Annotated in this window: 14 protein-coding genes; 10 read left to right on the top strand and 4 right to left on the bottom strand. The window is 73.2% G+C overall.

All coding sequences use genetic code 11. The features are described from left to right. Nucleotides 1-44: 44 nt before the first annotated feature. The 7 genes from BR98_RS40110 to BR98_RS06400 are packed head-to-tail and all read left to right on the top strand — an operon-like array spanning nt 45 to nt 6173. A complete protein-coding gene (locus BR98_RS40110; RefSeq protein ID WP_035841016.1) occupies nt 45-326 on the top strand; it encodes a hypothetical protein in 282 nt (93 codons plus the stop codon). Between the two features lie 2 nt (nt 327-328). Continuing rightward, on the top strand, nt 329-718 hold the full coding sequence (locus tag BR98_RS40105; RefSeq protein WP_051969365.1) for a TadE/TadG family type IV pilus assembly protein: 390 nt from the start codon (nt 329-331) through the stop codon (nt 716-718). After that, the gene (locus BR98_RS36065) at nt 715-1185 is read left to right on the top strand and encodes a TadE/TadG family type IV pilus assembly protein (protein WP_083976036.1); all 471 of its coding nucleotides are present in this window, start codon (nt 715-717) and stop codon (nt 1183-1185) included. The genes BR98_RS40105 and BR98_RS36065 overlap by 4 nt, the downstream gene beginning before the upstream one ends. A 26-nt stretch (nt 1186-1211) precedes the next feature. Beyond that, a complete protein-coding gene (locus tag BR98_RS06415; RefSeq protein WP_035841014.1) occupies nt 1212-1676 on the top strand; it encodes a hypothetical protein in 465 nt (154 codons plus the stop codon). After that, on the top strand, nt 1676-4828 hold the full coding sequence (locus BR98_RS06410) for a LysM peptidoglycan-binding domain-containing protein (protein WP_051969363.1): 3153 nt from the start codon (nt 1676-1678) through the stop codon (nt 4826-4828). Before BR98_RS06415 ends, BR98_RS06410 begins: the two co-directional genes overlap by 1 nt. Next, the gene (locus tag BR98_RS06405) at nt 4825-5628 is read left to right on the top strand and encodes an AfsR/SARP family transcriptional regulator (RefSeq protein WP_157537437.1); all 804 of its coding nucleotides are present in this window, start codon (nt 4825-4827) and stop codon (nt 5626-5628) included. The genes BR98_RS06410 and BR98_RS06405 overlap by 4 nt, the downstream gene beginning before the upstream one ends. Beyond that, nucleotides 5628-6173, top strand: a complete 546-nt coding sequence (locus tag BR98_RS06400; protein WP_051969614.1) for a GNAT family N-acetyltransferase — start codon at nt 5628-5630, stop codon at nt 6171-6173. The genes BR98_RS06405 and BR98_RS06400 overlap by 1 nt, the downstream gene beginning before the upstream one ends. On the opposite strand, the gene BR98_RS06395 is transcribed toward BR98_RS06400, so the two are convergent. Both BR98_RS06395 and BR98_RS06390 read right to left on the bottom strand, forming a co-directional pair. Beyond that, nucleotides 6130-6927: an AfsR/SARP family transcriptional regulator gene (locus tag BR98_RS06395; RefSeq protein ID WP_051969362.1), complete on the bottom strand. Its 798-nt coding sequence runs from the start codon at nt 6925-6927 to the stop codon at nt 6130-6132. The two genes, BR98_RS06400 and BR98_RS06395, sit on opposite strands and share 44 nt — an antisense overlap. 85 nt (nt 6928-7012) lie before the next feature. Next, nucleotides 7013-7960, bottom strand: coding sequence for an AEC family transporter (locus BR98_RS06390; protein WP_035841009.1), 948 nt, complete (start codon nt 7958-7960; stop codon nt 7013-7015). Between the two features lie 194 nt (nt 7961-8154). Here BR98_RS06390 and BR98_RS06385 point away from each other — a divergent pair, with 194 nt between their 5' ends. Continuing rightward, a complete protein-coding gene (locus BR98_RS06385; protein WP_157537434.1) occupies nt 8155-9702 on the top strand; it encodes a hypothetical protein in 1548 nt (515 codons plus the stop codon). Between the two features lie 69 nt (nt 9703-9771). On the opposite strand, the gene BR98_RS06380 is transcribed toward BR98_RS06385, so the two are convergent. Continuing rightward, nucleotides 9772-11154 carry a S53 family peptidase gene (locus tag BR98_RS06380; RefSeq protein ID WP_035841005.1) on the bottom strand — a complete coding sequence of 461 codons (1383 nt, stop codon included), beginning with the start codon at nt 11152-11154 and terminating at the stop codon, nt 9772-9774. A gap of 159 nt (nt 11155-11313) precedes the next feature. After that, on the bottom strand, nt 11314-11706 hold the full coding sequence (locus tag BR98_RS42485; RefSeq protein WP_083976034.1) for a patatin-like phospholipase family protein: 393 nt from the start codon (nt 11704-11706) through the stop codon (nt 11314-11316). A gap of 210 nt (nt 11707-11916) precedes the next feature. On the opposite strand from BR98_RS42485, the gene BR98_RS06370 reads away from it, so the two are divergent. Together BR98_RS06370 and BR98_RS06365 are read left to right on the top strand one after the other, a co-directional pair. After that, nucleotides 11917-12234: a type VII secretion target gene (locus BR98_RS06370; RefSeq protein ID WP_035841002.1), complete on the top strand. Its 318-nt coding sequence runs from the start codon at nt 11917-11919 to the stop codon at nt 12232-12234. 5 nt (nt 12235-12239) lie between these two features. Then, nucleotides 12240-13514, top strand: coding sequence for an amidase domain-containing protein (locus BR98_RS06365; protein WP_035841001.1), 1275 nt, complete (start codon nt 12240-12242; stop codon nt 13512-13514). The last annotated feature ends 4 nt before the right edge of the window (nt 13515-13518 follow it).

Genomic DNA, 13518 nt, shown 5'->3' with positions numbered 1-13518 from the left:
CTTCCGTCCCCCGTGTCCCCCACGTCCACTGAGGAGTGCGAACCATGAAGGCCGTTCCCATGACGAAGCTGCGCACCTTGGCGCAACTGTTCCTGGTGCCACTGCTACTGCCGCTGCAGTTGGCGATGGCGCTGCTGCGGGTGCACGTCGGCCGGGCCAAGGCGGCCCACGCCGAGGGCGACCGCGGCGCACTGAGCATCGAGATGGCGCTGATCGTGATCGTGGTGGTCGCGATCGCCGGCGCCGTGGTCACCGTGGTGATGAGCCTCGGGCAGAAGGCCAAGGACGACATCCCGACCACGCTGCCGACCGTCAAGGTCACCTGACGGTGGGTCGCCGGGAGTTCGATGACCGCGGTGTCCTCAGCATCAGTTTCGCGATCATCTTCCCGGCGATCCTGCTCTTCGTGCTGCTCGTGGTCCAGGCCGCGCTGTTCTGGTACTCGCAGAGCGTGGCCTTGACCGCGGCGCGTGAAGGGGCCGACGCGGGACGGGTGTTGAATGGCACCGACGCCGATGCCAGGACTCGTGCCCAGGACTTCCTGGACCGCTTCGACGGTCTGCTCGGCACACCCACGGTGAGCGTCCCGCCCCGCAAGCCGACCGACACCACCATCACCGTCACCGTGCACATCCAACCGCTCCTGCTGCTGCCGGGCCTGGACTCGCTGGACGTCAAGCAGAGCGTCACCATGCCGATCGAACAGTTCGTCCGATGAGCGCGCGCCAGCGGGGTCGGGGCCGGGGTCAGCGCCGGGAGCGGGAGCGGGAGCTGGAGAGGGAGCGGGGGAGCCTGGCCGTGGAGGCCGCCATCGTGGCCCCGGTGCTGCTCGGGCTCTTCTGCCTGGTCCTGCTGGCCGGGCGGGCGGAGCTGCAGGCCGGCTCGGTGGAGGAGGCCGCCCGGGTCGCGGCGCGGGCCGGTTCGCTGGACCGCAGCGGCGACGTGCAGGGCGTGGCCGACAAGGCGGCGCGTGACTCGCTCAGCGGGGCCGGGGTGCGCTGCTCGAACCTGCGTGTCAGCGTCGGCGTCGAGCCGTTGACCGGTCCGCCGGTGCCGTTGAACGTGGTCGTGGTGAACGTCAGTTGCGAGGTACCCGTGAATGATCTGTCTCCGGTGTGGGTACCCGGCGAGTTGACGCTGAACGGGGGCTTCCGGTCGGTCATCGACCGCTACCGGTCCAGCTAGTCGAACTACACCCTGGGGAGGGGAACGTGAGGGTCTGTCGGGGTGGCCGCGATCGCGGCGTCATCTCGATCTTCGTGGCGATCAGCGCCACCATGATGCTGCTCATGCTGGGCATCACGGTGGACGCCGGCGGTCGGCTGCGCGCCATCGAGGAGGCCGACGCGCTCGCCCAGGAGGCCGCCCGGGTCGGCGGCCAGCAGATCGACGAGGCAACCCTGCTCAGCGGCGGGGGCTACCGGATCAACACCGCCGCCGCGTACGCCGCCGCCACCGACTACCTGCGCAGCGACTCCCGGTACAAGGACCTGCGGCTGGTGGCCGAGTCCGACCCGAACAACCCGCCCCAGGCACTGGCCACCAGCATCACCGTGGTGATCAACATGCAGTACCGGACCGCCACGCTCGGGCTGTTCGGCTTCTCCAACCTGTCCGTCCAGGGACACGGGACCGCCAAGCTGGCGACCGACCCCACCAGACCGGGAGGCCCCTGATGGCCGCGCCACGTGCCAAGGTCCGCGCCCGCGCGGTGAGTTCACCCGACGGACGGTCGCAGTCCGGAGCCCATCGGCCGCCCGGCGCGGCCCGCCCGCCGGGCCGCCGGCGCAGTCCGCTGCGCTCGCTGCCCGCCGCTCTCGCGGCGCTGCTGGTGCTGGCCGCGCTGCTGGTCGGGGTGCCCGCACTGCTGCTCTACGGCACCCATGCGGTGGCGGCGATGGGCGGGGTCGGGCAGCGCAGCCTGCGCGAGGTGCTGACCTCGCCCGACGACGGGCGGCTCTTCCTCTGGGCGCTGGTCGCGATCGGCTGGCTCGGCTGGGGCTGCTTCGCCTTCTCGGTGTTGCTGGAGATCCCGGCCCAGCTGCGCGGCCGGGTGGTCCGGCGGATCCCCGCCTTCGGCTGGAGTCAGCGGATGGCGGCCGGGCTGGTCGGCGCGGTGATCGCGTTGCTACCGGTGGCCGGCGGCGCCTTCGCCGCCACCGCCGGGCCCGGGCAGCTGACCGCCGCCACCGCGCCGGCCCAGCTGGCCGCGGCGCCGCAGTACGCCGCCCTGGCGGCGGCGCCGGCCGCAGCGCCCACGCTCGCGCTGCCCGCCGCCGACCCGGCACCGCAGCAACCGACCTACACCGTGCGGGACACCAGGCCGGCCGACAGCCTCTGGTCGATCGCCGAACGTCAACTCGGCTCGGGAGACCGCTGGCAGGAGATCGCCAAGCTCAACGCCGGGCGGGTGATGGACGGTTCGGGGGAGCGGTTCGACGCCGAGCGGCCGATCCAGCCCGGCTGGCAGCTGCTGATGCCGGCCGGGGCGAAGCCGGACCAGGCTCCGCAGGCGGCGCCCGCGCCGGGTGCGGGTGCGGGCGGGGCTGCGTCGGCCGGTGCGGGGGCCGGTGTGGGGGACCGGCATGCCACCGCGACGGTCAGGGAGGGGGACTCGCTCTCCGCGATCGCGCAGCGCGAGTTGGGCAGCGCGGAGGCCTGGCCGCAGCTGTTCGACGCCAACAAGGGGGTGCAGGGACCGAACGGGGAACGCCTGAGCGATCCGAACCTGCTGGAACCGGGGATGGTGCTGAACATTCCGGGAGTGGCGGCGCCCGCGCCTCCGGCCCCTGCGCCTCCCGCTCCGGCGCCCGCGCCGGTGCCCGCACCCGCACCCGCGCCTGCTCCCGCCCCGGCGCCCGTGCCGGGTGCTCCGTCCGACGGCACGCCGTCCGTCGACGCCGCGCCGCACGCGCGGCCCATCGTGCCGACCGCCAGGCCGGATGCCGGGCCCGCCGCCGCGCCGGCCGCGAAGCCGGCGGCCACGCCCGACGCACAACCCCAGGCACAACCGGCCGCGAAGCCGGGCGCCCAGGCCGACGCGAAGCCGAGTGCACAGCCCGACGCCAAGCCCGTGGTCCGGGCCGCCGCCCACGCCGCGCCCGCCCGCGAGGACTACACCGCCGCGCTCACCGCCTCCGGAGTCGGCGTGCTGCTGGCCGCCGTGCTGATCGGCGCGGTGGCCCAGCGGCGAGGCGTCCAGCAGCGGGCCCGCCGCCCCCGGCACCGGATCCCGATGCCGAAGGCGCCGGCCGCCACCTTCGAGTCCGAGTTGCGGGCACGTCAGAATGCCGGCGGGCTCGACCTGTTGAACCGATCGCTGCGCACCCTGGCGCGCAATGTCAGTCGCGGCGGCAGGCGGCTGCCCGCGCTCGCCGCCGTCCGGGTCACCGCCGGCGGCACCGTCGAACTGCACCTGGCCACCGGCGCCGTGCCGATCGCACCGTTCCGTGCCGCGCACGCCGCCAACGTCTGGTGGTGCGCCGCCGACTCCACCGAGCTGCTCTCCGAGCAGCAGGCCGCCAAGGTGCCCGCGCCCTACCCGGCCCTGGTCACCCTCGGCACGGCCACCGACGGCGCGGCCGTCCTGGCCGACCTGGAGACGGTCCGGCTGCTGCACCTGTCCGGCCACCCCGACGACGCCCGGGGGGTGCTGCGCACCATCGCCCTGGAGTTGGCGCACAGCCCGCTGGCCGACAAGCTCAACCTGCACCTGGTCGGCTTCCCCGAGGACCTGCCGGTCTCCGAGACCGTCGCCGACCGGGTGCGCCGCTACCCGACCCTGGAGGCCGCGCTCGCCGCCCTCGGCCCGCGCACCGCCCGGGCCAGGGCCACCCTGGTGGGTGTCGGCGCCTCGCACCCGCGCGACGCCCGCAGCCGGGGCCACGCCGACGAGGCCTGGGTGCCGGAGATCGTGCTCTCCGCGCAACCGCCGATCGGTGACGTACCGGCAGAACTCGGCCGGCTGCTGGACGGCCGCCCGCGCACCTGCCTGGCCGTGATCGCCCGCGCACCCGAGCGCGGCGCCGGACCGGTGGCCCGCTGGACCCTGCCGAGCACCGGCCCGGCCACCCTGCCCGGGCTGAACCTCTCGCTGCAGCTGCAGCGGCTGACCGACGAACAGTACGGACACTGGGGCGAGTTGCTCAGCACCGCCGCCTCCACCGCCCAGGAACCCGCGCCCAGCTGGACCTTCGACGGCGACGAGATCGAGCCGGCCGACCTGCCGAAGCCGGTCCCGGTGCTGGTCGGGGTCGGGGCCGCAGCCGGGGCGGGCAGTCTGCCGTTCGTCGGCGCCGCCCTGCCGGACGGCCCACCGGAGACCGGGCCGAAGCTGATCGCGCGCCTGATCGGGACGGGGAACAGCCCGTTCGCCACGGTCGACCCGGCGGCTCCGTCGGCCGGCCGGCACAGCATCAACGGGCTGGGGCTGCAGGCGAGTTCACGCGAGCCGGTGGCAGCCCTGGAGCCGGTGGCAGCCATGGAGCCGGTCACCGAACCCGAGCCGACGGCGGCCGCAGCACCGGTGGCCGGCTACGAGCCCGCGAACCCGTACAGGGCTGCGTCCGGCTCCGGGCCGGTCCAGGGCTACGAGCCCGCGCCGGAGCCCGTTGCCCCCTTTGAGCCCGCTCCCTTTGAACCCGTCCCCTTCGAACCCGTCCCGTTTGAACCCACCCCCGCCCACGAACCGCTCCCCGCCCACGACGCTGCGCCCGCCCAGGACGCCGCCCCCCTCAGGATGCCGCCCCCGCCCCCACCATTCCCGACCCCCGTGTCCCCGTCCGCCCCGAGCCCGTGCCGGCCACCCCGCCCGGCGGAGTGCCCGTGACGGCCCGGACCGACGCCGACGACCTGCTCGCGATCCTCCGCTCCCCGGAGGCGCACACGATCCGCACCACCCCCCGGGTCCGCCTGCTCGGCCCGGTCGACGTGCTCGGCGCGAGCGGCCCGGCCGACCCCGTCGCGCTGCCCGCCCTCACGGAGCTCGCCGCCTACCTGGCCCTGCACCCGGGTGCCGACCCCGCCGCCGTGGAACGTGCGCTGCACCCCGGCGACCACGCCCGCCCCGACCAGGCGCCGCCCGCCACCCTCGCCGAGCTGGCCGCCTGGGTCGGCGGCGACCCCGACGGCCGGGCCTTCCTGCGTCAGGACGCGCTCGACACCTACACCTTCGCCCCGACCGTCACCTGCGACTGGGACGAGTTCCGCAGTCTCTACCGCCGCGGCATGCGCAGCACCAGCACCACGGCCGACGCCGCCCTGGCCCACGCCCTCGCCCTGGTCCGCGGCGCCCCGTTCGCCGAGGCCCCGGCCGGCGGCTACGGCTGGGCGGAGACCGAACGGCAGGACATGCTCGCCGCCGTGGTCGACACCGCCCACGAACTCGCCGCCCGCCGCCTGCAGTACGGCGACCACCGCAGCGCCGAGGCCGCCGTCTTCCGCGGCCTCGCCGTGGCCCCGGACGTCGAGCTGCTGCACCGCGACCTGTTCTACGCCTACGCCTCCGCCGGCGCCCGCGACCAACTGCTGAAGGCCGTCAACCGGCTGGACGCCCTGAGCCGCCGCACCGGCCGCAGCCTGGACCCGGACACCGTGGCCCTGCTGCGCGACCTCCTGTCGAGCCCGTGATCCGGCTGCGCGATGTCGAGCCCGCCGACCTCGACGCCTATCTGCGGATGCGGTGCGATCCGCAGATGATGGCCGAACTCGGCGGGCCGCTGCCCCCGGAGGGGATGGCGGCCAAGGTCGCCCGCGACGTGGCCAGTGCGGCGGCGGACCGCGACTGGATCAAGATGATCGCGCTCGAGGACGACGCCACCGCCGGTACGGTCACGCTCTGGAACCACGAGCTGGACGGCCGGGCATTCAGCGAGATCGGCTGGATGGTGCTGCCCGAGTACCAGGGGCGAGGCCTGGCCAAGCAGGCGGTGGCCGCCGTGCTCGGGCTGGCCGCCGCCGACGGCCGGTGGGGCCTGGTGCACGCCTTCCCGGCGACCACCAACGGCCCCTCCAACGGGATCTGCCGTTCCCTCGGGTTCAGCCTGCTGGGCGAGCGTGAGGTGCTCTTCGCCGGCCGGTCGTTGCGCACCAGCCACTGGGTCTTCGACACCGCACCGGCCGCCCCGCCCGCTAGCGCAGTGCCAGGTGGGCCTGGGGGCGGCGGCGGGGGGTGAACTCGGGGCGGTGGGCGGTCGGGCGCAGGTCGGCGCGGAGGATCCGCTGGTGCAGCTCGCGCAGTTCGGGGCCGGGCTGGACGCCCAGCTCGGTGCCGAGCAGTCGGCGCACCCGCTGGTAGACGGCGAGCGCCTCGGCCTGCCGGCCCTCGCGGTACAGGGCGGTCATCAGCTGGGCCCAGAACCGCTCGCGTTCCGGATGGGCGGCGGTCAGCGCGTGCAGCTCGGGGACCACCGAGCGGCGGCCGAGCTGGAGCTCGGCGCTCAGCCGGGCCTCGACCGCCTGCAGGCGCTCGTCGGCGAGCCGGTCGGCGTGCTCGCTGTGCAGCGTGTCCGAGGGCACGTCGAGCAGCGCCTCGCCGCGCCAGACGTCGAGCGCCGCGTCGAGCAGTGCGGCCGCCTGCTCGTACTCGTACGCGCGCAGCGCCGCCAGGCCCTGGGCGCGCAGCTCGGTGAACCGGTGCAGGTCGAACTCGGTGGCGGCGACGTCGAGCAGGTACCCGCCGGCCCGGGTCTCGATCCGGGCGCCGATCGGGCCGAGGCTTTTTCGCAGCCGCATCATGCAGGTCTGCAGCGCGGCGGCGCTGCGCGGCGGCTGCCCGTCCCAGACGCTGTGCGCCAGCGCCTCGGGTGCGGTCACCTGCCCTCGACGCAGCAGCAGCGCGGCGAGCAGCACGCGTTGCTTGGGCGAGGGGACGCGGTACTCGCCGCACTCGTCCCGTACCAGTAGCGGACCCAGGATTCCGAACTCCATGGACACCGTTCTACGGGTGCCAGGAGTTGACCACGAGGCCCTGAGCGGCTGGTCAATCAACTCCGAACAACGGGCGGGCCCCCGCTCAGTGGGCGGTCATCGCCCAGTCGATCCCGGAGAGGGTGACCATCGAGACCAGGGTGGACCAGAGCACCGAGTCCCGGGGGAGCGCGGTGCTCACGCCGTACTGGCGGGCGTAGACGAAGACGTTCTGCGCGGTCGGCAGTGCCGAGCAGATCACCACCGCGAGCAGCTGATGCGCGGTCAGGTGCAGCAGCAGGCTGCCGACGGCGAAGGCGACCAGTGGTTGGACCATGTTCTTGGTGAGCACCGACAGCCCGAGTTCGGCGCGCAGCACGCCGCCCTCGGCGGTGGCGGACGGGCGGGCGTGCAGCGACATCCCGAGGGTGATCAGTGCGGTCGGCACCCCGGCGCCGCCGAGCAGCTCGAAGGAGTGGCCGAGCGCGGGGGGCAGGTGCCAGCCGGCGGCGGAGCAGGCGACGCCCAGCGTCGAGGCCATGATGATCGGGTTGCGCAGCGGCAGCCGGAGCATCCGGGCCAGGCGGTTGCCCGGCTCGGTGCTGGTCCCGGCGTCCAGTGCGCCGAGGATCACGGGGGTGACCAGCAGTACCTGGAAGAGCAGCACCGGCCCGACGAACGAGGCGTCCCCGAGCACCTGGACGGCGACCGGGATGCCCAGGTTCGCCGAGTTCACGTAGCCGGCCGCCATGCCGCTGATCGCCTGGTCGGCCGGTCTTCGCCCGAACAGCCAGCGTGCGCCGCCCCAGCCGAGCAGTGAGGCCACCAGGGTCCCGGCGGCGAAGGCGAGCATCGAGGAGTTGGCGAAGGTCCGCAGCGGCGCCTTGGCCAGCATGGTGAAGAGCGCTGCGGGCATCGCGACGTGGAAGACGAACTTCCCCAGCACCGCCTCCGCCTGCTCACCCAGCAGCCCGGTGCGGCTGACCAGGTAGCCGACGGCAGTGAGCACCCAGATCGGAACGAAGCTGGCGAGCAGGGGCTGCAGGGAATGCATGGCACACAGTCAATCAGGGGGCCTGGGCGGCGCGAGCGGCGCACCCCGGTCATCGGTCGGTCCGAGGTTCATGTCCGCCGGGCAGCTGCCCGGCTCGGGGGACCGGTAAGGTGGCGCGACAAGGGGGAGCGGTGGTGGGAACCGTGACCTGCGGACCGAGACGCCCTGGGTGGCGGGCGGGGTGGTGACCGGCGTTGGCGGACAGTGCATCGATCTCCGGGGGTGCGGTGCCGTCGGACGCCGGGGAGAGCATGCCGCTGCCGCCGGTGATCGAGGACGCCATCCCCGAGGAGTACCGGGCCCGGGCGGCGGCCCGCGAGGCGGCCCGGGAGGAGCGGTCGGAGGCCACCGCGCTGCTGCGGGTGGTCCCGGTCCCCGAGGCGCATGCGGCCGAGCCGATGCCCGCCCGGGTGACCGTCGGCGGTGGGCTGCGCGGGCGGATCCTGGCCGTCGAGGGTGGCTACGGCAGTCGGCGCGGTTGGGGCCGGGGCGGCTCCGCCCAAGCGCCGGTGCTCTCCACCATGCTGGGCGCGGTCGCACCGCAGACCCTGCTCGCCGCCGAGTCGGTGGACGCCGTCCATCTGCCCGCCGCGAGCGACCCGCAGACCGTCTTCACCCACCTGCGCGCCGCCGCCCGCCATCCCGGCCCGCTGCTGGTCCACCTCGGCGGTCACCTGGTGGCCGACAAGCGGGGCGGCGGGCTGCAGTTGACGCTGCGTGACAAGGAGGGGCTGGCCTGGGCCGCGGTCGCGGCCGAGCTGCGCGCGCGCCCCGCCGACCGGTACACCCTGGTGATCGCCGACCTCAGCGCCGAGTCCACCGCCTGGCCGCAACTGCCGGCGCTCGGCGACGGGTTGCCGCTCTGGGCGGTGGTCAGCCCGGACCCGGAGCAGATCGGGATCTTCACCCGGGCGCTGATCGAGTGCCTGCACGGCGGTCGGCCGGGCGCCGGGGCCGTGCTGGCGCCGGAGCAGCTGCGCGCCCAGGTGCACTCGGTGCTGCGGCCGGACGCGCTGGTCTTCGCGGGCTACGGCCAGGACCGGCCGATCTTCAAGAACACCGCCCGCCAGCAGGCGCCGAACGAGTCGGCCGGCTCGGCCGGGCCGCTGCGGCCGTCGGCCGCACCGGCGGCGCTGCCGCTGCCGCGCGCCAACCGGGGCCCGGTCTCGCTGCTGAAGCCGGGGGTGGCGCCGACGGTCCGTCCGATCCGCCCGGTGACGCTGCTCAAGGCCGTCCTCGAACAGCAGTCGCTCATCGAGCAGCAGCCGGTCCTCGAAGAGCGGCCCGCCCCTGTCGAGCCCCCTGTCACGCCCCCCGAGGACTACCGCGACGCGCTCGCCCGGATCGTGCAGACCGCCGACGCGGGCGACCACCGCGCGGCCACCGAGCTGGCCCGCACCCTGGAGCAGCAGGTGGTGGCCGCCCACGGCGCCATCGCCGCACCGGTGCTGATGGTCCGTCAGGTCCGCGCACATGTGGCCCGGCTGTCCGGTGACCCGGTCACCGCCGCCGAGCTCTACCGCGAGGTGGCGCTGGTGCTGCTGATCGCGCAGGGCCCGGACGACCCGGAGACCCAGCGGGTGGCCACCAATGCCGAGGCCTGCTGGCGCGCCATCCCGGACCGGGCGCAGGCACTGCGGACCGCGCCGGCGATGCTGGAACTGCGCGCCCAACTGCCGGGCCCGGACGGCCGCAAGCTGCGCGCCGCCGAGCGCTACGCGGAGAAGCTGGCCGCCGAGTAGGCCGAGGAAGGGCCCAAAGGCGAGTGGGGCACTCGCAGACCGCGAGTGCCCCACCCCTACGACGAGATGTCAGTGCCCGGCGAGCGCGTGCACGAACTTGTTCGCGTCGATCGTGCCGACACCCGAGGCCAGGTCGTAGCCCTTGACCGCGTTGTAGCCGGTCACCCCGTTCCAGCCGTTGTCACTGGTGGTGACGTCCACGATGCCGCTCCACTGGGAGGGCAGCAGGGACAGGCCGTACAGACGCCAGTTGAGCTGGCCGAGGCGGTAGCCGGCGGCCTGGTCGGCGAGCGCGACCACACCGGAGAAGATCGGCGAGGCCTCGCTGGTGCCACCGGTGAGGTGCCAGCCGACCCGGGTCGGGTCGTAGGACTCGTAGGTCCAGGCCGCGCCGTCCACCGCCGCGCTCATGCTGATGTCGGGGGTGCCGCGGTGGTTGCCCACCACGTTGGCCACGCCCGCCTGGTACCACGGGCGCTCGAAGACGCCGGAGACGCCACCGCCGCCGGCGCCGTAGGCGTCGTGCCAGACGGCGTCGGGCGCGGTGCGCTTGCCGTCGTTGTCCAGGGTCAGCTGGGTACCGCCGATGGAGGTGACCAGCGGGTCCGAGGACGGCCAGGAGTTGACCTTGAACGGGTACAGGTTGCTGTTGTTGTCCGAGTCGGTCACACCGTTGTCACCGGACGAGGCGAGCACCGTGACGCCGTGCGCGGCCGCCGCCTTGAAGGCGTAGCGCAGGTCGGTCAGCGACTTGAAGTCACCCTTGTCGAAGCCCGGGAAGGTGTTCTCGGTGGCCCCGAAGCTCTGCGTGATGACGTCGCCGATGCCCTTGTTGATCAGGGACTTCTCGGCGTCCATCATCTCCGGCAGGCCGGTGACGCCCTCGGTCTCCGCGACCCCGGTCTCGACCAGGACGATGTGGGCGTCCGGGGCGACGGCGTGCGCGTACTCGACGTCCAGCGTGGTCTCACCGGCCCAGCCGGTGTGGTCCGGGTTGGTCGGGTCGAAGACCGGGACGTTGCCCCACTTCACGACCTCGACATTGGTGTCCGGAATGCCCCACTGCTTGTCGAAGGTCTCCAGGTCGTGCTGGATCGTCGGCGAACCGAACGAGTCCACGATCACGATGGTCCGGCCCTTGCCGGTGATGCCCAGCTGGTACAGCGGGTTGAGGTTGTACGCGTTGCGGTACTGCAGCGGCGAGTAGCAGTGGATGCCGATCTGCGCGACACAGTCGCTGGTGCTGATCGGGGCAACCCGTGCGGTCGCGTTGATGTGGCCTTCGGAGGCCGGGTGGAGCTTGAACGCCACCTGCGGCGCGCGGCCGGCAGCGACGGTGCTCTGGGTGGTGACCATGCCGGTGGTCAGGGCGGTGGCCCCGACGGCGAGCAGGGCCAGCGCCCGGGTGCTCTTGGAGCGTCGGGGGCCCGCGGTAGCGGGGGAGGTTCCCATGGAACTCCTTTTGGATGGAGGGTCGGACCGACACAGAGTCGGCCCGGGTATCCCATCGTGTGAAGAGCCGATGGAGCTATAGTCATTTCGGACCCTTGACATGACCTGCGAACTTGCCGAACGTTCCGGCAGAATCGCCCGAATGGCCCCGATGGTTCGTCAGATTCGCATAAGGAGTAGCGGACCGCTGACGAACGACCCGTGAACTCCCGCTCCAGCCACTCCCGCCTGGTTCAGACCAGGTGCAGGATCTGCGCTGACCCGTGCGCGGCTGACCAGCTTGGCCCAGAACTCCATCAGCTCGGCGAGCGTCATCCCGACCGGCACCAGTTCAGGGTTCTGCAGGTCGGCGACCGCCTGACGGTCGTACAGCTGCTCCAGCGGCAGGCCGCTGCTCAGCTGCGCCGCCACCGTCGCGCCGGCCGAGGTGCCGATCAGCTGGTCCGCGGCCCGCCCGTCCACCCCCTGCTCGGCCAGCCCGGCCAGCGCCCCGGTCTGCCAGGCGATGCCCGCCACCCCGCCGCCGCCCAGCACCAGTGCCCTTGTCGACATGTCGCTCCCCTCGTCACAGGCCGACCGACCCGGCCCCGCGCAGGTCAGCGCCGGTGATCGTCAGTCAATTCCCGTGCGCTGCAGTCCGTCGCGCGAGTGCGGTGCCTTCCGGAGTGAACACTTGCGTCAAAGCTGTTCAGTGCTGGGCCCGTTGACCGATAATCAGGCCGGGTGCCGGGGTGGCGCCGCAGTGCGAGCTCGGGGGAGCGCATGAACGACATCCAGATCCATCCGGACGGGGTCCGCGGGTCCGCGAAGGCGGTGCAGGACACAGCCGACCAGACCGGGCCGGCCGCCGGGCACTGGCTGGACGCCAGCCTGACGGTGGCTCAGGCCGAGCCGGTCTGGCAGAGCGCCGGCGCGCTGACCCGCTGCACCAACGCCTGGCAGTCCCACCTCGACCAGATCGTCGGCCAACTGCAGGCCTGTGCCGACCAACTCAAGCAGTCCGCCGACTCGTACGACGCGGCCAACCACGAAGCGGCCAACCGCTTCGTGCAGGCGCTGACCGACCTGACCGCGAGCTGACGGCCATGGTGACCCTCGCCGATCTGGAGAAGGCCGACCCCGTCAAGTGGAAGGCGGCGGCCGACGGCTGGCTGGCGCTGGTCCAGGAGGCCACCACGGCCGCCAACGACCTGCGCAGCCAAGGAGTCCTGCCGCTCGCCGAGCACTGGCAGGACCAGGTCGGCCAGGCCGCCGGCCAGAAGCTCGCCGACCAGGCCAACGCGCTGGAGGCCGCCGCCGACATCATGCGCGGCGTCGTCATGGTGCTGGACGGGTTCGCGCACAGCCTGGAGTACGCGCGGCAGACGGTGTACAGCGCCGCGGTCCTCGCGGCCAGGTACGGACTACAGCTGGACCTGGTCCAGGGCTGCGTCGTGGTGCCCGACGACGCCCCCACCCTCGACCACCCCGACCAGGTCGCCGAGGTGAACCGGATGCTCACCGAGGCCTGGCGGCAAGCCGACCAGGCCGACACCAGGGTCGCCGCCGAACTGGACAAACTGGCCGCGGACACCGGCGTTACCGACCTCGGGCAGGCGCTGGACGTGATCCAGGGCGAAGCCTCCAACGTGGAGCTGGCCGCCTACGCCGGGGACATCCCGGACGGCAGTGACCCGAAGCTGGTGGCCGAGTGGTGGAACGGCCTGAACCCCGACGAGCAGCAGCAGTTCATGCGCTCGGAGCCGGTCGCGATCGCCAACCTGAACGGGATCCCGGACTCGGTGAAGGCCGAACTGCGCGGTACCGACGGCAAGTACGACCGGGTCGCCTTCGTCCAGTACGCGCTGGCGCACTGGAACGACGGCCACGGCGACGTCGACGGCGAGGACAACTGCACCAACTTCACCTCCAACGCGCTGCACGAGGCCGGCATGCAGTACAAGGGGTGGAACACCTTCGACAGCGACGGCTGGGGCCAGAGCATGGGCGGCGAAGGCGGCTGGGACTTCGGCCTTGGCATGATCGCCGGGTGGGAGCACACCGACAGCTGGAGCGCCGCGCAGAACCTGCACGACTTCCTGACCGGCAACGGCGGCCAGGAGGTGACGCAGGACCAGGTCAAGCCCGGCGACATCCTCTTCTTCCAGCAGGCCAACAACGGCAAGGGCGACGACATCCCGCAGGGCCAGATCCACCACACGGCCATCGTCACGGCGGTCACTCCCGACGGCGACATCCGCTACACCCAGCACTCCGACCCCCGGCTCAACGTCAGCCTGAGCGGCCGCACCGAGCACGAGCTCACCGCCGAGGGATCCCAGCAACTGCACTTCGTCCGCCCGCAACCGAACTGGTACTGAACCC

It is taken from the genome of Kitasatospora azatica KCTC 9699, from assembly GCF_000744785.1.
GTDB classification, from domain to species: Bacteria; Actinomycetota; Actinomycetes; order Streptomycetales; family Streptomycetaceae; genus Kitasatospora; species Kitasatospora azatica.
The sequence above is the reverse complement of the archived record's forward strand: the minus strand, read 5'-3'. Positions and strand labels throughout refer to the sequence as shown.

What these genes read in the sequence shown, in the direction of transcription:
- BR98_RS40110 (WP_035841016.1), top strand. Translation starts at nt 45, where the DNA reads ATGAAGGCCGTTCCCATGACGAAGCTGCGCACCTTGGCGCAACTGTTC.
- BR98_RS36065 (WP_083976036.1), top strand. Translation starts at nt 715, where the DNA reads ATGAGCGCGCGCCAGCGGGGTCGGGGCCGGGGTCAGCGCCGGGAGCGG.
- BR98_RS06410 (WP_051969363.1), top strand. Translation starts at nt 1,676, where the DNA reads ATGGCCGCGCCACGTGCCAAGGTCCGCGCCCGCGCGGTGAGTTCACCC.
- BR98_RS06395 (WP_051969362.1), bottom strand. Translation starts at nt 6,927, where the DNA reads ATGGAGTTCGGAATCCTGGGTCCGCTACTGGTACGGGACGAGTGCGGC.
- BR98_RS06390 (WP_035841009.1), bottom strand. Translation starts at nt 7,960, where the DNA reads ATGCATTCCCTGCAGCCCCTGCTCGCCAGCTTCGTTCCGATCTGGGTG.
- BR98_RS06380 (WP_035841005.1), bottom strand. Translation starts at nt 11,154, where the DNA reads ATGGGAACCTCCCCCGCTACCGCGGGCCCCCGACGCTCCAAGAGCACC.
- BR98_RS42485 (WP_083976034.1), bottom strand. Translation starts at nt 11,706, where the DNA reads ATGTCGACAAGGGCACTGGTGCTGGGCGGCGGCGGGGTGGCGGGCATC.
- BR98_RS06370 (WP_035841002.1), top strand. Translation starts at nt 11,917, where the DNA reads ATGAACGACATCCAGATCCATCCGGACGGGGTCCGCGGGTCCGCGAAG.
- BR98_RS06365 (WP_035841001.1), top strand. Translation starts at nt 12,240, where the DNA reads ATGGTGACCCTCGCCGATCTGGAGAAGGCCGACCCCGTCAAGTGGAAG.